Origin of the sequence: Streptomyces sp. NPDC057010, assembly GCF_042673805.1 — a bacterium.
Lineage (GTDB): Bacteria > Actinomycetota > Actinomycetes > Streptomycetales > Streptomycetaceae > Streptomyces.
Genome location: NZ_JBHUSC010000022.1, coordinates 1 through 20,207, shown reverse-complemented (window position 1 = coordinate 20,207; position 20,207 = coordinate 1). Strand labels below are relative to the sequence as shown.

Below are 20,207 nucleotides of genomic sequence, written 5' to 3'. Positions count from 1 at the left end.
CGTCGGACAGACGTACGAGGATGAGTACGCGTACGGACACCCGTACGCGTACGAGCACGGGCAAGGCGGAGAGAGCGATGCCGACGGCCGAGGAAGACCGCGCCAGCCGACGGACGGCCTGGTGCGTGGCACACCTGCTGCGCCACGCACCGGACCATGTCGTCACCGACCTGATCGGCCGGCTCGACGCGCCGACCCGCAAGTACCTGTGCCGCGACGAGTGGCTGGCGGCCTCCACCGTCACCCTGCTGCTGCGCCACGGCAGCGAGGAGGACCGGCAGTACGTCGCCCGCAACCCGCACGTCGTCGGCCGGCCCCTGCCCGGGCTGCCCGGCGCCGCGCGGTACGCGGCCCGCCCCGGGCCGTCGCCCGAGCTGCTGCGGCAGACCGGCCCCGGGCCGTTCACCACCGGCGAGCTGATCGCGCTGCTGCGCCGGCACGGCCGCCGGCCCCGGACCCCGATCACCCTGCTGCGGATGCCCCACGACCCGCTCGACCACGGGACGCTGCTGCACGAGCACGCCCGGGACCCCCTGCCGCCCACCGCGGTCGAGGCCCTACTGCTGGCCGGCGGCCTGCCCCGCGAGGTCTGCCGGGCCCTGCTCGACGCCGGCACGCAGGACACGCAGGGCCACCGCTGGTACCGGCCCGCCGTCCGGGCCGTCCGGATGGGGCTCCTCACCTGCGACGAGCTCGTCGCCCACGTCGCCCCCGCCCACCGCACCCTGCTGCTCGCGGACATCCCCGACGCCAGGGGCCTGCGCTGGTCCCTGCCGGAACGGACCGGGATGCGGACCTCCGTCGCCCGGGCGCTGCGCCCCCTGCGGGACGACCCGCGGCTCTGGGCCGAGCTGCACCGCCGCGCCCCCGCCTTCCGCGGCACCCTGCCCGTCCTCGTGGCCCGGATCGTGCGCGGCACCCTCCCGGAGGAGGAGCCCGCCGACGCGCCGGCGCCACAGGTTCCCGGGCTCGACGGCGTACTGCGCTCCCTGGCCCCGAAGGCCGCCGAGCCCGTCCCCGGCGTGGACCGCGAACTGGCCCTGGCCAGCCTCGCGGTGCCCATGCCGTCCGTCCAGGAGGACATCCGGTGGGTGCGGGACTGCCTGGCCCGCGGGCTGCTCACCGGCGAGGACGTGATCCGGCACAAGGCGCCCGCCTGCTGGGCCCTGGACGAGGACCACTGGCTCGGCGACGTGAACCACCCCGACCGCCACGACTGGACCGAGCCCGTCCTCGCCGCGCGGGCCGAGGCGGACCGGCTGTTCGCCCTGGCCCTCGGATCCGACCCGGACGCCTGGTGGCAGGTGGCCCGCACGCTCCCGGACTTCGCCGGAACGCTCCCGCACCTCCTCCTGCGGGTCACGGAAGGGGGCTCCGTGTCCGGCCGCTCCTGACTTGCGGCAACAATGGGGTGCATGAGCGACCGCCCAGCCCCCCTCGCCGATCCGCACCTCCTCTTCGACGCCGCGGCCGGCCCCCGGGACATCGTCATCCTCGGCTCCACCGGGTCCATCGGCACCCAGGCCATCGACCTCGCCCTGCGCAACCCCGACCGGTTCCAGGTGACCGCGCTGTCGGCCGCCGGCGGCCGGGTCGACCTGCTGGCCGAGCAGGCCCGGCTGCTGCGGGTCGGGCGGGTGGCCGTCGCCCGCGAGGACGCCGTACCGGCCCTGAAGGACGCGCTGAGCGACCGGTACGGGCCCGGAGAGCCGCTGCCCGAGATCCTGGCCGGGCCCGACGCGGCGGCCGAGCTCGCCGCCTCCGAGTGCCACACCGTCCTCAACGGCATCACCGGTTCCATCGGCCTCGCGCCCACCCTCGCCGCACTGCGGGCGGGCCGGACCCTGGCCCTGGCCAACAAGGAGTCGCTGATCGTCGGCGGCCCCCTGGTCAAGGCCCTCGCACAGCCCGGCCAGATCATCCCGGTCGACTCCGAGCACGCCGCGCTGTTCCAGGCGCTCGCCGCCGGCACCCGCGCCGACGTCCGCAAGCTCGTCGTCACCGCGTCCGGCGGCCCCTTCCGCGGCCGCACCCGCGCTGAGCTGGCCGGCGTCACCGTCGAGGACGCCCTCGCCCACCCCACCTGGGCCATGGGCCCGGTGATCACGGTCAACAGCGCCACCCTGGTCAACAAGGGGCTGGAGGTCATCGAGGCGCACCTGCTCTACGACATCCCCTTCGAGCAGATCGAGGTCGTCGTCCACCCGCAGTCCTACGTGCACTCGATGGTGGAGTTCACGGACGGCTCCACCCTCGCCCAGGCCACTCCGCCGGACATGCGCGGCCCCATCGCGATCGGCCTCGGCTGGCCCCAGCGGGTCCCGGACGCGGCCCCCGCCTTCGACTGGACCAAGGCGTCCACGTGGGAGTTCTTCCCGCTGGACACCGAGGCCTTCCCGGCGGTGGGCCTGGCCCGGCGCGTGGGCACCCTCGGCGGCACCGCACCGGCCGTGTTCAACGCGGCCAACGAGGAGTGCGTGGAGGCTTTCCTGGCCGGTCGGCTGCCGTTCACAGCAATCATGGATACGGTCTCTGCCGTGGTCGATGAGCACGGGACGCCGGCGTCGGGAACTTCCCTGACCCTCCGGGACGTCCTCGAAGCGGAGGCCTGGGCCAGGGCCCGGGCGCGGGAGATGGCGGCGAAGGCCGCCGTGGAGGCGGGCGCATGACGGTTCTGATGACGGTGCTCGGGGTCGTGCTCTTCGCGGTCGGCCTGCTGGTCTCCATCGCCTGGCACGAGCTCGGACACCTCTCCACGGCCAAGCTCTTCGGCATCCGGGTGCCGCAGTACATGGTCGGCTTCGGCCCGACCATCTGGTCGCGGAACAAGGGCGAGACCGAGTACGGGATCAAGGCCATCCCGATGGGCGGCTACATCCGCATGATCGGGATGTTCCCGCCCGGCGAGGACGGCAAGGTCACCGCCCGCTCGACCTCCCCGTTCCGGTCGATGATCGAGGACGCCCGCTCGGCGGCGTACGAGGAGCTCCAGCCCGGCGACGAGAGCCGGCTCTTCTACACGCGCAAGCCGTGGAAGCGCGTCATCGTGATGTTCGCAGGCCCGTTCATGAACCTGGTCCTGGCGGTGGCGATCTTCCTCACCACCCTGATGACCTTCGGGCTCAACACCCAGACGACCGTCGTCGGCTCGGTCTCGGACTGCGTGATCCAGCAGAGCGAGAAGCGCGACAAGTGCACCCCCGGCGACCCGGCCGCCCCCGCCAAGGCGGCCGGCCTGGAGCAGAAGGACAGGATCGTCGCCTTCAACGGGCGCCCCGTGAAGGACTGGTCGGCGCTCCAGAAGGACATCCGGGCCACCGTCGGCCCCGCCACGATCACCGTCGAGCGGGCCGGACGGCGGCTCGACCTGCACGCCGACCTCATCGAGAACAAGGTCGCCAAGACCGACGGCAGTGGCAGGTACGTCAAGGACCAGTACGTCACCGCCGGCTTCCTCGGCTTCGCCCCCGCCTCCGGCTACGTCCCGCAGTCCTTCGGCCAGTCCGTCGACCGCATGGGCGAGATGATGCAGGCCGGAGTCCAGTCGCTCGTCGACCTGCCGTCCAAGGTCCCCGACCTGTGGAACGCGGCCTTCAACGGCGCCGAGCGCAAGCAGGACAGCCCGATGGGCGTCGTCGGCGCCGCCCGCGTCAGCAGCGAGATCTTCAACCTCGACATCCCCGCCCAGTACCAGCTGGTCGTCTTCCTCAACCTGCTGGCCGGCTTCAACCTCTCGCTGTTCCTCTTCAACATGCTGCCGCTGCTCCCGCTCGACGGCGGGCACATCGCCGGCGCCCTGTGGGAGTCGGTCAGGCGCACCGTGGCGAAGATCTTCCGGCGCCCCGACCCCGGCCCCTTCGACGTCGCGAAGCTGATGCCCGTCGCCTACGTCGTGGCCGGCATCTTCATCTGCTTCACCCTGCTGGTGATGGTGGCCGACGTGGTGAACCCCATCAAGATCACCTAGCGCCCCGCGGGGCCGTCCACGAACACCGGAGCCGGGCACGCATCGTGCCCGGCTCCCTACGTTCGGGTGGCGCACCCCCCTCGGATGCGTGGAGCGCTCGGTGATTGGCGTAACCTCGAAGGCCGGAGCCCGCCGATCTCGGGACCTCGATCCACACCTTGGGGTTGCACAGCAGATGACTGCCATCTCTCTCGGAATGCCGGCCGTGCCGACGAAGCTTGCCGACCGCAGGGTCAGCCGCAAGATCCACGTCGGATCGGTCGCCGTCGGCGGCGACGCACCCATCTCGGTGCAGTCGATGACCACGACCCGCACCTCCGACATCGGCGCCACCCTCCAGCAGATCGCCGAGCTGACCGCCTCCGGCTGCAACATCGTCCGCGTGGCCTGCCCGACGCAGGACGATGCCGACGCCCTCGCCGTCATCGCGAAGAAGTCGCAGATCCCGGTCATCGCCGACATCCACTTCCAGCCCAAGTACGTGTTCGCCGCGATCGACGCCGGCTGCGCCGCCGTCCGCGTGAACCCGGGCAACATCAAGCAGTTCGACGACAAGGTCAAGGAGATCGCGAAGGCCGCGGGCGACACGGGCACCCCGATCCGCATCGGCGTCAACGCCGGCTCCCTCGACGCCCGGCTGCTGAAGAAGTACGGCAAGGCCACCCCCGAGGCGCTGGTCGAGTCCGCGCTGTGGGAGGCCTCCCTCTTCGAGGAGCACGGCTTCGGCGACATCAAGATCTCGGTCAAGCACAACGACCCGGTCGTCATGGTCAACGCCTACCGCCAGCTGGCCGCCGCCTGCGACTACCCGCTCCACCTGGGCGTCACCGAGGCCGGCCCCGCCTTCCAGGGCACCATCAAGTCCGCCGTGGCCTTCGGCGCGCTGCTCTCCGAGGGCATCGGCGACACCATCCGCGTCTCCCTCTCGGCCCCGCCGGTCGAGGAGGTCAAGGTCGGCAACCAGATCCTGGAGTCGCTGAACCTCAAGCCGCGCCGCCTGGAGATCGTCTCCTGCCCGTCCTGCGGACGCGCGCAGGTCGACGTGTACAAGCTGGCCGAGGAGGTCACGGCGGGCCTGGAGGGCATGGAGGTGCCGCTGCGCGTCGCGGTCATGGGCTGCGTCGTCAACGGCCCCGGCGAGGCCCGCGAGGCCGACCTCGGCGTCGCCTCCGGCAACGGCAAGGGCCAGATCTTCGTCAAGGGCGAGGTCATCAAGACCGTCCCCGAGTCCAAGATCGTGGAGACCCTCATCGAAGAGGCCCTGAAGATCGCCGAACAGATGGAGAAGGACGGCGTCCCCTCCGGCGAGCCCAGCGTGGCCATCGGCGTCTGACCCACCGAGGCCCGCCCCGGCCCCGTTCCCGCAGTTCGGGGGCGGGGCCGGGGCTTTTTCGTGACCTCTGCGACGCGGCATCCGCGAGCCGCGCCGGGTACAGTGCGGAGATCAGCAGACTTGCATGGTGAGGCCCCAGTGTTGACGCAGACCACCACCCGGGTCCTTGAGCCCAGTGATCTCGACGCCGCGCTCGAAGTCCTCGGACGCGAGCCGGTCGAGAACGCCTTCGTCACCTCCCGGGTCCAGGTCGCCGGACTCGATCCCTGGCGCCTGGGCGGCGAAATGTGGGGCTGGTACGCCGACGGCGAGCTCCGCTCCCTCTGCTACGCCGGCGCCAACCTGGTGCCCGTCTGCGCCGGCCCCGACGCCGTCCGCGCCTTCGCCGACCGGGCCCGCCGCACCGGCCGCCGCTGCTCCTCCATCGTCGGCCCCGCCGAGGCCACCCGGCTGCTGTGGCAGCTCCTGGAGCCCAGCTGGGGCCCGGCCCGCGAGGTCCGCTCCCACCAGCCGCTCATGGTCATCGAGAGCCCCTCCACCACGGTCGAGCCCGACCCCCTGGTCCGCCGGATCCGCAAGGACGAGATGGACCTGATCATGCCCGCCTGCGTGGCCATGTTCACCGAGGAGGTCGGCATCTCGCCGATGGCCGGCGACGGCGGACTCCTCTACCAGGCCCGCGTCGCCGAGCTCGTCGGCAGCGGCCGCTCCTTCGCCCGCGTCGAGGACGGCCACGTCGTCTTCAAGGCGGAGATCGGCGCCGCCACCGCCCGCGCCTGCCAGATCCAGGGCGTGTGGGTGGCCCCCGAGTTCCGCGGCCGCGGACACTCCGAGACCGGGATGGCCGCCGTCGTCGCATACGCCCTGCGGGACGTCGCCCCCGTCGTCAGCCTCTACGTGAACGACTTCAACACCGCCGCCCGGGCCTCCTACAAGCGGGTGGGCTTCCGCGAGGTCGGCGCGTTCATGAGCGTCCTGTTCTGAACCGGCCGATGCCATACCGGCGGACCCGTACCCCGCAGTAAGGTCGCCGCATGCTGCCTACCGGACTCCGCATCGGCCCCCTCGACCTCGCCGCCCGCGTGGACGAGGCCCTGCGCGTGCAGGCCGTCGCCTTCGGCCTCAGCGAGGAGGAGGTCGGCATCCGGCGCTACATCGTCCAGCGCCACATGACCTGCCGCGGCGCCCGCGCCCTCGGGGCCTTCGCCGAGGACGGCGCCCTCACCGGCTTCGTCTACGGGATGCCCAACGACCGGACCCACTGGTGGTCCACGATCGTCGAGCCCTACCTGCGGGCCACCGGGCACGAGCACTGGCTCGACGGCTCCTTCGTCATCACCGAGCTGCACGTCCACCCCGGCTTCCAGGGCCACGGCGTCGGCCGCGCGCTGATCACCGGCATCACCGACAGCGCCGCCGAGCCGCGCTCCATCCTCTCCGCCATCGACACCGAGAGCCCCGCACGCGGCCTCTACCGCGCCCTCGGCTACACGGACCTCGCCCGCCAGGTCCACTTCCCGAGCGCGAGCCTCCCGTACGCCGTCATGGGCGCCCCGCTGCCGCTCCTGCGGCCCTGAAACCGTTTCCGGCCCCCGTACGGCCCCCGGTAGCCTCGCTGCATGTCTACGCAACACGTGCAGCGCATGTCCCGCCTCATGGCCAAGACCCTCCGCGAGGACCCGGCCGACGCCGAAACCCTCAGCCACCGGCTCCTGGTCCGCGCCGGCTACGTCCGGCGCAGCTCCGCCGGTGTGTGGACGTGGCTGCCGCTCGGCAAGCGGGTCCTGGACAACGTCTCGCGCATCGTCCGCGAGGAGATGGACGCGATCGGCGCCCAGGAGGTGCTGCTGCCCGCGCTGCTGCCCAAGGAGCCGTACGAGGTCAGCGGGCGGTGGTCGGAGTACGGGGACCTGCTGTTCCGGCTCAGGGACCGCAAGGGCGCGGACTACCTGCTCGGCCCCACCCACGAGGAGATCTTCACCCTGGTGGTGAAGGACCAGTGCACCTCGTACAAGGACCTGCCGGTCATGCTCTACCAGATCCAGACCAAGTACCGCGACGAGGCGCGGCCCCGCTCCGGGGTGCTGCGCGGGCGCGAGTTCCAGATGAAGGACTCCTACTCCTTCGACGTGTCCGACGAGGGCCTGGCCGAGTCGTACCGGCTCCACCGCGAGGCCTACATCCGCATCTTCGAGCGCCTCGGCCTGGACCACCGGATCGTGTCGGCGGTGTCGGGGGCGATGGGCGGCTCGGCGTCCGAGGAGTTCCTGGCGCCGGCGGAGGCGGGCGAGGACACCTTCGTGGACTGCCCGTCCTGCGACTACGCGGCGAACACGGAGGCCGTCACCTTCGCCCTGACGCCGGTGGACGGCGGCGCGCACCCGGCACTGGAGGAGGTGGACACCCCCGACACCCCGACGATCGAGACCCTCGCCGCGCACCTGGGGGTCCCCGCCTCGGCGACCCTGAAGAACCTCCTGGTGAAGGTCGACGGCGAGATCGTGGCCGTCGGCGTGCCGGGGGACCGGGAGGTGGACCTCGGCAAGCTCGGCGAGCACCTGGCCCCGGCGGTGGTGGAACTCGTGACGGCCGAGGACTTCGTGGACCGGCCCGACCTCGTACGGGGTTACGTGGGCCCGCAGGGCCTGGAGAAGGTCCGCTACCTGGCCGACCCGCGGGTCGCGCCCGGCACGGCGTGGGTGACGGGGGCCAACAAGGCCGACACGCATGCGCGGAACGTGGTCTGCGGGCGGGACTTCGAGGTGGACCGGTACCTGGACGTGGTCGTCGTCGAGCCGGGCGACCCCTGCCCGCGCTGCGGTACCGGCCTCAAGCTGGGCCGGGCCATCGAGATCGGCCACATCTTCCAGCTGGGTCGCAAGTACGCGGACGCGTTCGGGCTGGACGTGCTGGGCCCGCAGGGCAAGCCGGTACGGGTCACGATGGGCTCGTACGGCATCGGGGTGTCGCGGGCGGTGGCCGCGCTGGCCGAGCAGACGGCGGACGGGCGGGGGCTGTGCTGGCCGGCGGAGGTTGCCCCGGCCGACGTCCACGTGGTGGCGGCGGGCAAGGCCGTGCCGCTCGCGCTGGCGGAGGAGGCGGCCGCTGCGCTCGCCGGCTCGGGTCTCCGGGTCCTGCTGGACGACCGGCCCGGCCTCTCCCCGGGCGTGAAGCTCACGGACGCGGAGCTGATCGGTGTGCCGTGGATCCTGGTCGCGGGCCGCCGCTCCGCCGATGGCGTGGTCGAACTCCAGAACCGCCGCACGGGCACCCGCGAGGAACTCCCCCTCCAGGAGGCCCTGTCCCGCCTGGCCTCGTAACCCTGCGGGGCTTCTACGGGCGCTGCGCGCCCGCGCCCCTCGCCGGCGTTTGAGGCGCGGGTCCGGGCAGAGCCCGGGGAACGGTGGAAGGGCGGGTAGGGGACTGCTCCGCGCAGCGGCTACCCCGCCCGCTCGTCCGGCGACGGCGGCGGCGAACCATCCAGCGTCACACCCGGGGCCGGCCCCGAGCCGTCGGCGGCTGCGCCGGTGATGCCGGGCGGCGGGGCGTCCCCCGGTGGGACGGGCCGCGGCGGCGCCGCATCGGCGCCGGGCTCGCCCGCCGGAGGCGGCGCGGCGCGTTCCAGGAAGCGGAGCAGCTCCACCGGGAAGGGCAGGACCAGCGTCGAGTTCTTCTCGGCCGCCACCGCCACCACCGTCTGCAGCAGGCGCAGCTGAAGCGCCGCCGGCTGGTCCGACATCACCGCCGCCGCCTCGGCGAGCTTGTGCGAGGCCTGCAGCTCCGCATCCGCGTTGATCACCCGCGCCCGCCGCTCGCGATCGGCCTCCGCCTGCCGCGCCATCGACCGCTTCATCGTCTCCGGCAGCGACACGTCCTTGATCTCCACCCGGTCGATCTGCACGCCCCACCCCACCGCCGGGCTGTCGATCATCAGCTCCAGGCCCTGGTTGAGCATCTCCCGGTTGGACAGCAGGTCGTCCAGGTCCGACTTGCCGATGATCGACCGCAGCGAGGTCTGCGCCATCTGCGAGACGGCGAAGCGGTAGTCCTCCACTGCCACGATCGCGTTCGCCGGGTCGACCACCTTGAAGTACACGACCGCGTCCACCCGCACCGTGACGTTGTCCCGGGTGATGCCCTCCTGGGCCGGCACCGGCAGCGTCACGATCTGCATGTTGACCTTCCGCAGGCGGTCCACGCCCGGGACGATCACGGTGAAGCCGGGGGCCCGGATGTCATCGCGCAGCCGACCGAAGCGGAAGACCAGGCCCCGCTCGTACTGCTTCACCACCCGTGCGGCGGCGCCCACGTAGGCCAGGATTCCCACACCGGCGGCGATTCCCGCGGTCAGCAGTTCTTCGACCATGACGGCCCCCTGCCGGACATACCTTCCTACCTACGGTATGCCCTACAGCCAGGCCGCGAACTCCAGCAGCTGCTCCGCGTCCCGCAGCCGTCCGGCCGCCAGCGCACGGTTGCCCGACTCCACCGCCCGGAACACCGTCCAGCCCCGCAGCCGCTCCCGGTCCACGTCCAGGGCGTCGGCCAGCTTGTTGACCCGGCGCCGGGCGCCCGCCGCCCCCGCCGAGGAGGCCACCTGGTCCTCCAGCCGGTCCCGGACCAGCCGCGCCAGGTCGTACGCCCGCTCGCCCGTCAGCGGCTCGGGCCCCACCGTCAGCCACGGCGCCCGCTCACCGGCGAGGACCTTGCCCTGCCGGAAGTTCCCGTGCAGCAGGACCTCCTCCGGCGGGGCCGCGAGCAGCTCCTCGCGCAGCGCCAGCGCCGTGTCGGCCAGGGCCCGCACCTCCGCCGGGGCGGCCCGCAGCCCCGCCGACTGCCGGCCCGTGCGCTCGGCCACCGTCTCCCAGTCGTGCCCGGCCGGCGGCGCCACCCACAGCCTGCGCAGCGTGCCGCTCGCCTCCAGCAGCGCCTTCGCCTCCGGCAGCGACCGCAGCGAGACCTCGGGGTGCAGCCGCTCCAGCAGCAGCGCCCCGTCCTCCTCGTGGTGCCGGGTGTCGAGGACCCGTACGGCTCCGAATCCGCCCCAGTGCGCCAGCGCGGCCAGCTCCCGGTCGGGCCGGGCCTGCGGGGGTGCCAGCTTCAGGGCCGCCGGGGTCCCGTCGGCGTACCGGACGAGCACGACCAGACTGCTGCGCCCGCCCGGGGCCTGCACCCGCTGGGCCTCCACCCCGCGCCGGGCCAGCGCCGCTTCGGCGAGCTTCGGCAGCTGCCGCAGCCAGTCCGCCTCCCGGTCCGATTCCGGCATCTCGCCGAGCGCCCGTACAAGCCGCTGCGGCGGTTCGAAAGCCATGCGTGCGTGGTCCCTTTCAGTGGTGCGGCTCGTTATGCGCGTTCCGTGAGCCCAGGGAAGGCTACGCCGACACCACGCCAGCGTGCCGCGCGCACGGCCGCGGCGCTCAGCGCGTCGGCCGCCATGCGGCGCAGCGGCCCCTCCGCCGCCCGCACCAGATCGGAGTACGCGCCGGCCACCCGGTCCTCGATCTCGGCGGCCAGCCGCTCCGCGTCGGCGGGGGTGCGCACCTGGAACGGCAGGGCGTAGGCCGCCTCCGCGGGCCGGGGCGCGCCGCCCAGCTCCCGCACGGTGCGGGCGAGGGCGTCACGCCGCGCGAGGTGGCCGGCGTAGGCCTCGCGGGCCTCCGTCGCACGGGCCCCGGCGGTCCGGGCGCCGATCACCCCGTAGCCGTACGCGGCCGCGTGCTCGGCGGCCAGGGCGGCCTGCGCGGCCTCCAGGGGCCGGCCGGCGGGGGAGGGTTCGGGGGTCACGGCTTGGCTCCCGTGTTCGAGGTCAGCAGGTAGGCGTGTACGGCGCCGCAGGCGGCCACGGAGGCCAGCATCCGGGCCAGCTCCCCCGGAGCCCCGGCCAGGTCGATGGTCCGGGCCTCCGACAGGCTGCGTTCGGCGTCGGCCAGGGCGGTCAGGGCCTCCTCCGCCTTGGCCGGCACCGGCTCCCCGCTCGGCGCGGGAGCGGCCGCGCCGGCCGCCGCGGACGGCGACGGGGGCGCGGACCGGGAGGCGGACCGCGAGCCCGCGGGGGCGGGGGACAGGGCCGCCGCGTGCGCGGCGACGGCGGCGCGCAGCGGGGCCAGGCGCGCCGCCAGCGCCGGGTGGGCGGCGGCCGTGGCGTCGTAACGTTCCAGCAGTCGCCCGGTGTCACGAACGGCCGCCTCCCGCATCCGCCGTTCGAGTGGAATCCCGGCGTCACCGTCGGGCGAGGGGCCATCGGAGCACCCGGCGAGCAGCGCGGCACCGGCCGCGCCGGCGGCACCGGCGAGCAGGCTCCTTCTCGACGGCCGGGGTGGCAGGGTCCAGGGCACGGCGACGTCCTCGGGGGTGATGGCGGGGCAGGGTGTGATCACGGTACCCGGGGCCCTGTCCACAGGCTTGACGGCAACACCCTCCGCGACCGGATACCCTTTGACCTGACACACGACGAAACCACAACAGCACACGCGGCCGAGGAGTCACCCGGATGAGCACCACCCAGAGCGACAGGCTGCGCGGACTGCTGGAGCCGCTCGTCGCCGCCAAGGGCCTGGACCTCGAAGAGATCGAGATGTCCCGCGCGGGCAAGCGCCGGATGCTGCGCATCATCGTGGACTCCGACGAAGGCGTGGAGCTGGACGCGTGTGCCGAGCTGAGTCGCGAGGTCTCCGACCGGCTCGACGAGTCCGACGTGATGGGCGAGGACGAGTACGTCCTCGAGGTGAGCTCGCCGGGCGCCGACCGCCCGCTGACCGAGCACCGTCACTACGTACGGGCGACCGGTCGTCTCGTGAAGTTCCAGCTCGCGGAGGGCGGGGAACTCATCGCCCGCATCCTCGACGTGGACGACGAGGGACTGGACCTCGAAGTTCCGGGCGTGAAGGGCCGCAAGGCGACCGCCCGCCGCATTGCTTTCACCGACATCGCCAAGGCGCGTGTCGAGATCGAGTTCAGCCGCAAGGACAAGAAGGAAGAGGAGGCGTAGTCGTGGACATCGACATGAGTGCCCTGCGGGGTCTGGTCCGGGAGAAGGAGATCTCCTTCGACCTGCTCGTCGAGGCGATCGAGTCGGCCCTCCTCATCGCGTACCACCGGACCGAGGGGAGCTTCCGCCGCGCCCGCGTCGTGCTGGACCGCACCAACGGTCACGTGGTCGTGTGGGCGACGGAAGACCCGAGGGACCTCGAAGAGGGCCAGGAACCCAAGGAGTTCGACGACACCCCGTCGGACTTCGGCCGGATCGCCGCGACGACCGCCAAGCAGGTGATCCTCCAGCGTCTGCGCGACGCCGAGGACGACCTGACCTTCGGCGAGTTCGCCGGCCGTGAGGGCGACGTCATCACCGGCGTCGTGCAGCAGGGCAAGGACCCCAAGAACGTCCTCGTCGACATCGGCAAGCTGGAGGCCATCCTGCCGGTGCAGGAGCAGGTCCCCGGCGAGGAGTACGCGCACGGGCTGCGCCTGAAGGCGTACGTCGTGCGCGTGGCGAAGGGCGTCCGCGGTCCGTCCGTGACCCTCTCGCGCACCCACCCCAACCTGGTGAAGAAGCTCTTCTCGCTGGAGGTCCCGGAGATCGCCGACGGCAGCGTCGAGATCTCGGCGATCGCCCGCGAGGCCGGTCACCGCACCAAGATCGCCGTACGGTCCACCCGCTCCGGCCTGAACCCGAAGGGCGCCTGCATCGGCCCGATGGGCAGCCGCGTGCGCAACGTGATGGCCGAGCTGCACGGCGAGAAGATCGACATCGTCGACTGGTCGGACGACCCGGCGGAGATGGTCGCGAACGCGCTGTCACCCGCCCGGGTGAGCAAGGTCGAGGTCGTCGACTGGGACACCCGTTCCGCCCGGGTCACCGTGCCCGACTACCAGCTGTCGCTGGCCATCGGCAAGGAGGGCCAGAACGCCCGCCTCGCCGCGCGGCTCACCGGCTGGCGCATCGACATCCGCCCCGACACCGAGCAGCCGGCGGAGCAGGGCGGGGAATAAACCGGTACCGCGGGGGGCTACCCCAGCGGTAGACAGGGATCACCGCGTACCCCCGCTGGGGGTACGCGATCGACAACATCCGTTCGATTTATCACCTGAAGGGGTGAGGTCGGTACGGGGAGGTAGACTTAGGCGTGTCTGGCCGGACGCAAGCCCGCGCATGCCCCGAACGCACCTGTGTGGGCTGTCGGGAGCGAGCGGCCAAGAGCGATCTGCTGCGCATCGTGGCGATCGAGGACGAATGCGTCCCCGATCATCGCGGTACGCTGCCCGGCCGGGGTGCCTACGTGCACCCTGCCGTGGTCTGCCTCGACCAGGCGGTCCGCCGCCGGGCGTTCCCCCGGGCCCTTCGGTCCGCCGGAGCGCTCGACACGACGGAACTGCGCAAAGCCCTGGCCGGTGAGGCCGGGGCGACACCGTAAGAAGAAGTACGGCACGGATCCCCGTGCGGTCAGGTACCTCGCGAGTTGGAAGTAGGTCGAGATTGCGATGAGCACTCGATGAGTACGCGATGAGTACGCCCATGAAGTAGCGACGGTCCGGCGTAACCCGGACCTAAAAGGAGCGAAGTGGCTAAGGTCCGGGTATACGAACTCGCCAAGGAGTTCGGAGTTGAGAGCAAGGTCGTCATGGCCAAGCTCCAGGAACTCGGTGAGTTCGTCCGTTCGGCGTCCTCGACGATCGAGGCGCCGGTTGTACGCAAGTTGACTGACGCACTGCAGGGGCCCGGCGGCAACGCCGGCAAGACCGCTGCAAAGCCCGGCGCGCCCCGCAAGGCCGCGCCCGCCAAGCCCGCGGCGCCCTCCCCGGCCGCTGCGGCACGTCCCGCTGCCCCGAAGCCCGGCGCCCCGGCCCCCAAGCCGGCCGCTGCCGAGGCCCCGGCCGCAGCTGCCCCGGTGACCCCGGCCGCCCCCGGCCCGCGTCCCGGCCCGAAGGCTCCGGCCGCCCCGAAGCCCGCTCCGGCGGCGCCCGTGGCGACCGAGTTCTCCGCGCCTCCGGCGGCCCCGGCCGCCCCGGCGCGCACCGAGCGTCCCGCGGCCCCCGGTCCGCGTCCGGCGCAGCAGCGTCCGGCCGCCCAGGGTGGTCAGCCGCAGGCCGGCGCCCGTCCCGGCGCCCCGCGCCCGGCCGGCACCCCCGGTGCCTCCGCCCCGCGTCCCGGTGCCTCGGCGCCGCGCCCGCAGGGCGCCCGTCCGGCGGGTCCCCGTCCGGGCAACAACCCGTTCACCTCTGGTGGCTCCACCGGCATGGCGCGCCCGCAGGCGCCCCGTCCGGCCGGCGCCCCGCGTCCCGGTGCCCCCGGCGCCGGCGGCGGCCAGGGTGCTCCCCGCCCGCAGGGTGGTCCCGGTGGCGCTCCGCGTCCGCAGGGTCCCGGCGGCGCCCGTCCGACCCCGGGCGGCATGCCCCGTCCGCAGGGCGGCGCCCCGCGTCCGGGCGGTGCTCCCGGTGGTAACCGTCCGAACCCGGGCATGATGCCGCAGCGTCCCGCTGCCGGTGGTCCCGGTCCCCGTCCCGGTGGCGGCCCCGGTGGCCGTGGTCCCGGTGCCGGTGGCCCGCGTCCCGGTGGCGCCGGTCGTCCCGGCGGCGGCGGCTTCGCCGGCCGTCCGGCCGGTCCGGGCTCGCGTCCCGCGGGCGGCGGCGGCTTCGGCGGCCCGCGTCCGGGTGGCGGCGGCTTCGGCGGCGGCCCGGCCGGCGCCGGTGGCGGCGGTCGTCCCGGCTTCGGCGGGCGTCCCGGTGGTCCCGGTGCCCGTGGTGGCACGCAGGGTGCCTTCGGCCGTCCCGGCGGTCCGGCCCGTCGCGGTCGCAAGTCCAAGCGTCAGCGGCGCCAGGAGTACGAGGCCATGCAGGCCCCGTCCGTCGGCGGCGTGATGCTGCCCCGCGGCAACGGCGAGACCGTTCGCCTGTCGCGCGGTGCCTCCCTCACCGACTTCGCGGAGAAGATCAACGCCAACCCGGCGTCGCTCGTCGCCGTGATGATGAACCTCGGCGAGATGGTCACTGCCACGCAGTCCGTCTCCGACGAGACCCTCCAGCTCCTCGCGGGCGAGATGAACTACGAAGTTCAGATCGTCAGCCCGGAGGAGGAGGACCGCGAGCTCCTCGAGGGCTTCGACATCGAGTTCGGCGAGGACGAGGGCGGCGAGGAATTCCTCATGCCGCGTCCGCCGGTCGTGACCGTCATGGGTCACGTCGACCACGGTAAGACCCGACTGCTCGACGCGATCCGCAAGACGAACGTCGTCGCGGGCGAGGCCGGTGGCATCACCCAGCACATCGGTGCCTACCAGGTCTCCACCCAGGTCAACGACGAAGACCGTCGCATCACCTTCATCGACACCCCGGGTCACGAGGCGTTCACCGCCATGCGTGCCCGTGGTGCCAAGTCGACCGACATCGCGATCCTCGTGGTCGCGGCCAACGACGGCGTCATGCCGCAGACGATCGAGGCGCTCAACCACGCCAAGGCCGCCGGCGTCCCGATCGTCGTCGCGGTCAACAAGATCGACGTCGAGGGTGCCGACCCGACGAAGGTGCGCGGTCAGCTCACCGAGTTCGGTCTGGTCGCCGAGGAGTACGGCGGCGACACGATGTTCGTCGACATCTCCGCCAAGCAGGGTCTGCACATCGACTCCCTGCTGGAGGCCGTCGTCCTCACCGCCGACGCCTCGCTCGACCTCCGCGCCAACCCGGAGCAGGACGCTCAGGGTATTGCGATCGAGTCCCACCTCGACCGCGGCCGCGGTGCCGTCGCCACCGTCCTCGTCCAGCGCGGTACCCTCCGCGTCGGCGACACCATGGTCGTGGGCGACGCCTACGGCCGCGTGCGCGCCATGCTCGACGACAAGGGCAACAACGTCGAGGAAGCGGGTCCGTCGACCCCCGTCCTGGTCCTGGGTCTCACCAACGTCCCCGGCGCCGGCGACAACTTCCTCGTCGTCGACGAGGACCGTACGGCCCGTCAGATCGCCGAGAAGCGTGCTGCGCGCGAGCGCAACGCCAACTTCGCCAAGCGCGTCCGCCGGGTGTCCCTGGAAGACCTGGACTCGGTCCTCAAGGCCGGTCTGGTCCAGGAACTCAACCTCATCATCAAGGGCGACGCGTCCGGTGCGGTCGAGGCCCTCGAGTCCTCGCTGCTCCAGCTCGACGTCGGTGAAGAGGTCGACATCCGCGTCCTGCACCGCGGTGTGGGTGCGGTCACCGAGTCCGACATCGCCCTGGCGATGGGCTCCGACGCCATCGTCATCGGTTACAACGTCCGTGCGGCCGGCCGTGCCGCGCAGATGGCGGACCGCGAGGGCGTCGACGTCCGCTACTACTCGGTGATCTACCAGGCCATCGAGGAGATCGAGGCGGCCCTGAAGGGTCTCCTCAAGCCGGAGTACGAAGAGGTCGAGCTCGGTACGGCGGAGGTCCGCGAGATCTTCCGCTCGTCCAAGCTGGGCAACATCGCGGGTGTCCTCATCCGCTCCGGCGAGGTCAAGCGCAACACCAAGGCGCGCCTGCTGCGCGATGGCAAGGTCATCGCGGAGAACCTCACCATCTCCGGTCTGCGCCGCTTCAAGGACGACGTCACCGAGATCCGCGAGGGCTTCGAGGGTGGTATCAACCTCGGTTCCTTCAACGACATCAAGATCGACGACGTCATCGCGACGTACGAGATGCGCGAGAAGCCGCGCGCGTAAGCGCGGGGCGGTTCGCACCGTGTCGTAACCCCGGGGCCGGTCGGCGGAATATCCGTCGATCGGCCCCGGCCGTTGCGTGTACGGTTCTGGTGACCCTGCCGAGCGACGGCCGGCAGGCCACCTAACCCGCACCGGCGGGATATCCGGAACTGCATGTACGTGGGGACTCTGTCCTTCGACCTGCTCCTCGGCGACGTCCACTCGCTGAAGGAGAAACGCTCCGTCGTCCGGCCCATCGTCGCCGAGCTCCAACGCAAGTTCTCCGTGAGCGCGGCCGAAGTGGGCGACCAGGACCTGCACCGCAGGGCCCGTATAGGGGTCGCCCTGGTGAGCGGGGACGCGGGGTTCCTCTCGGACGTACTGGACCGCTGCGAGCGGCTGGTCGCGGCGCGTCCGGAAGTGGAGCTGCTGTCCGTACGACGGCGCTTCCACGGTGATGAAGACTGATTGCTTGTCTGCAAGAAAAAAGAAGGAGACGGACCAGTGGCCGACAATGCGCGGGCGAAGAAGCTGGCGGACCTCATCCGGGAGGTGGTGGCCGAGAAGCTGCAGCGTGGTGTCAAGGACCCCCGCCTCGGTACGCACGTGACCATCACGGACACCCGGGTCACCGGCGACCTGCGGGAGGCCACGGTCTTCTACACGGTCTACGGCGACGACGAGGACCGGGCCAGCGCGGCGGCGGGCCTGGAGAGCGCCAAGGGCGTCCTGCGCTCCGCGGTCGGCCGGGCGGCGGGCACCAAGTTCACGCCCACCCTGACCTTCGTCGCGGACGCCCTCCCGGAGAACGCCAAGACCATCGAGGACCTCCTCGACAAGGCGCGCGCCTCCGACGCCCAGGTGCGCGAGGTCTCCTCCGGCGCCACCTACGCCGGCGACGCCGACCCGTACAAGAAGCCGGGCGACGAGGACGACGAGGACGCAGCCGCGGAATGAGCAGCAACGCAGGGAAGACTCCGGACGGCCTGGTCATCGTCGACAAGCCGTCCGGTTTCACTTCGCACGACGTGGTCGCCAAGATGCGCGGGATCGCCAAGACCCGGCGCGTCGGCCACGCCGGCACGCTCGACCCGATGGCGACGGGCGTGCTGGTCCTGGGCGTCGAGAAGGCCACCAAGCTCCTCGGCCACCTCGCGCTCACGGAGAAGGAGTACCTCGGCACCATCCGCCTGGGCCAGAACAGCCTGACGGACGACGCCGAAGGCGAGATCACCTCCTCCACGGACGCCACCGGGGTCACCCGGGAGGCCGTGGACGCGGGCATCGCCAAGCTGAGCGGCGAGATCATGCAGGTCCCGTCCAAGGTCAGCGCCATCAAGATCAAGGGCGTGCGCTCCTACAAGCGCGCGCGGGACGGCGAGGACTTCGAGATCCCGGCCCGGCCGGTGACCGTCTCCTCCTTCCAGGTGTACGACATGCGGGAGGCGGAGGCCGAGGACGGCACCAAGGTCGTCGACCTCGTCGTCTCCGTCGTCTGCTCCAGCGGTACGTACATCCGCGCCCTCGCCCGCGACCTGGGCGCCGACCTCGGCGTCGGCGGGCACCTCACCGCGCTGCGGCGCACGCGGGTGGGCCCGTACAAGCTCGACCGGGCCCGCACGCTGGACCAGCTCCAGGAGGAGCTGACCGTCATGCCGATCGGCGAGGCGGCGGCCGCGGCCTTCCCGCGCTGGGACCTGGACGCCCGGCGGGCCTCGCTGCTCGCCAACGGCGTGCGGATCGCCATGCCGGAGGAGTACGAGGCCGGGCGGACCGTCGCGGTGTTCGGGCCGGACGGAACGCTGCTCGGGCTCGTGGAGAACAAGGGCGGCAAGGCGAAGTCCCTGGCGGTCTTCGCGTAGTGCCCCGTTGACGTGGAGCGGTGAGCGCACATCGATTGCTGCTCACCGCTCCACGACCCCCCTCGGGTAGGTCTCTATCCACCCGGACCCCGATATTCACCCGTCCGAGCAGGCGCTCGGAGTGAATGGAGGGAGCGCAAGGGGGCGCGTTCGTCCTGCGTGCTTTTCGTGCTGATCTTCACCTGCCTACCGTCGTGAGCACGGGGCGTTGCGGGGGAGTGGTGCGGCCATGTCGGAGCTGGTCAGGATCTGCGATCTTGCCGGGCGGCCGCGCGGCAGCGGCTTCGTCGCGGACGACCGCGGCACGGTGGTCACCGGTCACGAGGCCGTGGACGGGCTGACCCGGGTGGTGCTGCACGGGCCCGGGCCGGACGCGCGGACCTGGCTGGCGGAGGCGCGGGACGTGACCGCGCTGCCCGGGCTGGCGCTGGCGCTCGTACGGACCGACGGGCTCGGGGCGCGGCCGCTCCCGGTGGCGGCGCGCGAGGCGATCGCTCCGGGGACGTACGTACGGCTGCCCGCCCGGGGGTGGCGGCAGGCGCGGGTGCTCGGCTGCGCGGAGGTCGGCTACCCGGCGTCGGGCCGCGTCCACGTGGTGCCCGCGGGCACGGCGCTGGAGCTGGCGATCGGGACGGACGGGCGCGACGCGCTGCGGCTGGGCGGTGAGGCCTGCGGGGGCCCGGTCCTCGACGCCGAGACCGGAGCGGTGCTCGCGGTCCTGGGCACCGCTCTGCAGGCGGGACACCGCTCCGGAGGCTTCGCCGTGGCCCTGCGGGCGGCGGCCGTGGCCGACCCGGGCGGCCCCCTCTCCGCGCTGCTGGAGCGCAACGCCGCGACCGTGCCGGCCTACGGCGCGGACCTCAACCTCGCGGGCGCCCTGGAGCTGACGGGGACCACCATCGGCGCGGCCTTCGCCCCGGCAGGGCCCGACCCCGTGGACCGCCCGGCCGTCGCCGCCGAACTGGATGCCTTCACGGCGGGGGACCGCCTCGTCCTCGGCGTGGCAGGAAACCCGGGCACCGGCCGCACCACGGCCCTCGCCGCCCTGACGGCCCGCCGCTCCCGCGGCCCCCTCCCGGCCCCCACCCTCTGGCTGCGCGGCGCGGACCTCCGGGCCGAGGACACCTCCCTGGCCGCCGCGGTATCACGCACGCTGACGTCTGCGGCCCGGATCCTGGCGACCCCGGACCCGTCGGCCGCGGCCACGCCCGCAGGCTTCGACGGGGGCGGGGGTGTGCCGGGGCGCCCCCGCAGGGCGCCGAACGCAACCCCCGTCCCGCCCTCCGACCCCTCGCCACGTTCGGCGCCCGAGGAGGTGCCCCGGCACACCCCCGCCCCCGGCGGAGCCGGCCCGGCCTGGCCGCCGACCCAGGATGGCGACCCCCAGCCCCCGGCGG

Annotated in this window: 18 protein-coding genes and 1 pseudogene; 15 read left to right on the top strand and 4 right to left on the bottom strand. The window is 72.8% G+C overall.

Features of this window, described 5'->3' with window-relative positions; all coding sequences use genetic code 11:
- Positions 1-20 precede the first annotated feature (20 nt).
- From ACFTXQ_RS19705 to ACFTXQ_RS19675, 7 genes are all read left to right on the top strand, one after another.
- A complete protein-coding gene (locus ACFTXQ_RS19705; RefSeq protein WP_382642389.1) occupies positions 21-1,394 on the top strand; it encodes a hypothetical protein in 1,374 nt (457 codons plus the stop codon).
- Positions 1,395-1,415: 21 nt separating this feature from the next.
- Positions 1,416-2,669 carry a 1-deoxy-D-xylulose-5-phosphate reductoisomerase gene (gene dxr / locus ACFTXQ_RS19700; RefSeq protein WP_382642387.1) on the top strand — a complete coding sequence of 418 codons (1,254 nt, stop codon included), beginning with the start codon at positions 1,416-1,418 and terminating at the stop codon, positions 2,667-2,669.
- Positions 2,666-3,967, top strand: a complete 1,302-nt coding sequence (locus ACFTXQ_RS19695; protein ID WP_382642385.1) for a M50 family metallopeptidase — start codon at positions 2,666-2,668, stop codon at positions 3,965-3,967. Before dxr ends, ACFTXQ_RS19695 begins: the two co-directional genes overlap by 4 nt.
- A gap of 175 nt (positions 3,968-4,142) precedes the next feature.
- Positions 4,143-5,300 (top strand): flavodoxin-dependent (E)-4-hydroxy-3-methylbut-2-enyl-diphosphate synthase, encoded by a 1,158-nt coding sequence (gene ispG, locus ACFTXQ_RS19690; protein WP_382642383.1) that lies wholly within the window; start codon positions 4,143-4,145, stop codon positions 5,298-5,300.
- Positions 5,301-5,438: 138 nt separating this feature from the next.
- On the top strand, positions 5,439-6,284 hold the full coding sequence (locus tag ACFTXQ_RS19685; RefSeq protein WP_382642381.1) for a GNAT family N-acetyltransferase: 846 nt from the start codon (positions 5,439-5,441) through the stop codon (positions 6,282-6,284).
- A gap of 50 nt (positions 6,285-6,334) precedes the next feature.
- Entirely contained in the window at positions 6,335-6,877 is a 543-nt protein-coding gene (locus ACFTXQ_RS19680) for a GNAT family N-acetyltransferase (protein ID WP_382642379.1), read from the top strand.
- A gap of 42 nt (positions 6,878-6,919) precedes the next feature.
- Positions 6,920-8,620 carry a proline--tRNA ligase gene (locus ACFTXQ_RS19675; protein WP_382642377.1) on the top strand — a complete coding sequence of 567 codons (1,701 nt, stop codon included), beginning with the start codon at positions 6,920-6,922 and terminating at the stop codon, positions 8,618-8,620.
- A 119-nt stretch (positions 8,621-8,739) separates the two neighbouring features.
- On the opposite strand, the gene ACFTXQ_RS19670 is transcribed toward ACFTXQ_RS19675, so the two are convergent.
- From ACFTXQ_RS19670 to ACFTXQ_RS19655, 4 genes are read right to left on the bottom strand one after another with little or no spacing between them, the layout of a single operon-like run.
- A complete protein-coding gene (locus ACFTXQ_RS19670) occupies positions 8,740-9,666 on the bottom strand; it encodes a slipin family protein (RefSeq protein WP_382642375.1) in 927 nt (308 codons plus the stop codon).
- Positions 9,667-9,708: 42 nt separating this feature from the next.
- Positions 9,709-10,611, bottom strand: coding sequence for an aminoglycoside phosphotransferase family protein (locus ACFTXQ_RS19665; RefSeq protein ID WP_382642373.1), 903 nt, complete (start codon positions 10,609-10,611; stop codon positions 9,709-9,711).
- 32 nt (positions 10,612-10,643) lie between these two features.
- Complete coding sequence (locus ACFTXQ_RS19660; protein WP_382642371.1) at positions 10,644-11,084, bottom strand: ferritin-like domain-containing protein; 441 nt, start codon at positions 11,082-11,084, stop codon at positions 10,644-10,646.
- On the bottom strand, positions 11,081-11,677 hold the full coding sequence (locus tag ACFTXQ_RS19655) for a hypothetical protein (RefSeq protein ID WP_382642369.1): 597 nt from the start codon (positions 11,675-11,677) through the stop codon (positions 11,081-11,083). The genes ACFTXQ_RS19660 and ACFTXQ_RS19655 overlap by 4 nt, the downstream gene beginning before the upstream one ends.
- A 113-nt stretch (positions 11,678-11,790) precedes the next feature.
- Here ACFTXQ_RS19655 and rimP point away from each other — a divergent pair, with 113 nt between their 5' ends.
- From rimP to ACFTXQ_RS19615, 8 genes and pseudogenes are all read left to right on the top strand, one after another.
- A complete protein-coding gene (gene rimP / locus ACFTXQ_RS19650; RefSeq protein WP_382642367.1) occupies positions 11,791-12,288 on the top strand; it encodes a ribosome maturation factor RimP in 498 nt (165 codons plus the stop codon).
- A gap of 2 nt (positions 12,289-12,290) precedes the next feature.
- Positions 12,291-13,289, top strand: coding sequence for a transcription termination factor NusA (gene nusA / locus ACFTXQ_RS19645; RefSeq protein ID WP_382642365.1), 999 nt, complete (start codon positions 12,291-12,293; stop codon positions 13,287-13,289).
- 134 nt (positions 13,290-13,423) lie between these two features.
- Positions 13,424-13,711 carry a YlxR family protein gene (locus ACFTXQ_RS19640; protein WP_382642363.1) on the top strand — a complete coding sequence of 96 codons (288 nt, stop codon included), beginning with the start codon at positions 13,424-13,426 and terminating at the stop codon, positions 13,709-13,711.
- Positions 13,712-13,858: 147 nt separating this feature from the next.
- Positions 13,859-16,969, top strand: coding sequence for a translation initiation factor IF-2 (gene infB / locus ACFTXQ_RS19635; RefSeq protein WP_382642361.1), 3,111 nt, complete (start codon positions 13,859-13,861; stop codon positions 16,967-16,969).
- Between the two features lie 153 nt (positions 16,970-17,122).
- Positions 17,123-17,416 carry a DUF503 domain-containing protein gene (locus tag ACFTXQ_RS19630; protein ID WP_030030358.1) on the top strand — a complete coding sequence of 98 codons (294 nt, stop codon included), beginning with the start codon at positions 17,123-17,125 and terminating at the stop codon, positions 17,414-17,416.
- Between the two features lie 36 nt (positions 17,417-17,452).
- On the top strand, positions 17,453-17,905 hold the full coding sequence (gene rbfA / locus ACFTXQ_RS19625; RefSeq protein ID WP_382642359.1) for a 30S ribosome-binding factor RbfA: 453 nt from the start codon (positions 17,453-17,455) through the stop codon (positions 17,903-17,905).
- The gene (gene truB / locus ACFTXQ_RS19620; RefSeq protein ID WP_382642357.1) at positions 17,902-18,810 is read left to right on the top strand and encodes a tRNA pseudouridine(55) synthase TruB; all 909 of its coding nucleotides are present in this window, start codon (positions 17,902-17,904) and stop codon (positions 18,808-18,810) included. The genes rbfA and truB overlap by 4 nt, the downstream gene beginning before the upstream one ends.
- Positions 18,811-19,039: 229 nt before the next feature.
- Positions 19,040-20,207 (top strand): annotated as a pseudogene (locus tag ACFTXQ_RS19615) (serine protease); the annotation flags it as partial.

Excerpts from the sequence above, each read along its gene's own strand:
- ACFTXQ_RS19675 (WP_382642377.1), top strand. The coding sequence starts at position 6,920 with ATGTCTACGCAACACGTGCAGCGCATGTCCCGCCTCATGGCCAAGACC.
- ACFTXQ_RS19665 (WP_382642373.1), bottom strand. The coding sequence starts at position 10,611 with ATGGCTTTCGAACCGCCGCAGCGGCTTGTACGGGCGCTCGGCGAGATG.
- rimP (WP_382642367.1), top strand. The coding sequence starts at position 11,791 with ATGAGCACCACCCAGAGCGACAGGCTGCGCGGACTGCTGGAGCCGCTC.
- ACFTXQ_RS19705 (WP_382642389.1), top strand. The coding sequence starts at position 21 with ATGAGTACGCGTACGGACACCCGTACGCGTACGAGCACGGGCAAGGCG.
- ACFTXQ_RS19680 (WP_382642379.1), top strand. The coding sequence starts at position 6,335 with ATGCTGCCTACCGGACTCCGCATCGGCCCCCTCGACCTCGCCGCCCGC.
- truB (WP_382642357.1), top strand. The coding sequence starts at position 17,902 with ATGAGCAGCAACGCAGGGAAGACTCCGGACGGCCTGGTCATCGTCGAC.
- ispG (WP_382642383.1), top strand. The coding sequence starts at position 4,143 with ATGACTGCCATCTCTCTCGGAATGCCGGCCGTGCCGACGAAGCTTGCC.
- ACFTXQ_RS19695 (WP_382642385.1), top strand. The coding sequence starts at position 2,666 with ATGACGGTTCTGATGACGGTGCTCGGGGTCGTGCTCTTCGCGGTCGGC.
- dxr (WP_382642387.1), top strand. The coding sequence starts at position 1,416 with ATGAGCGACCGCCCAGCCCCCCTCGCCGATCCGCACCTCCTCTTCGAC.
- ACFTXQ_RS19670 (WP_382642375.1), bottom strand. The coding sequence starts at position 9,666 with ATGGTCGAAGAACTGCTGACCGCGGGAATCGCCGCCGGTGTGGGAATC.
- ACFTXQ_RS19630 (WP_030030358.1), top strand. The coding sequence starts at position 17,123 with ATGTACGTGGGGACTCTGTCCTTCGACCTGCTCCTCGGCGACGTCCAC.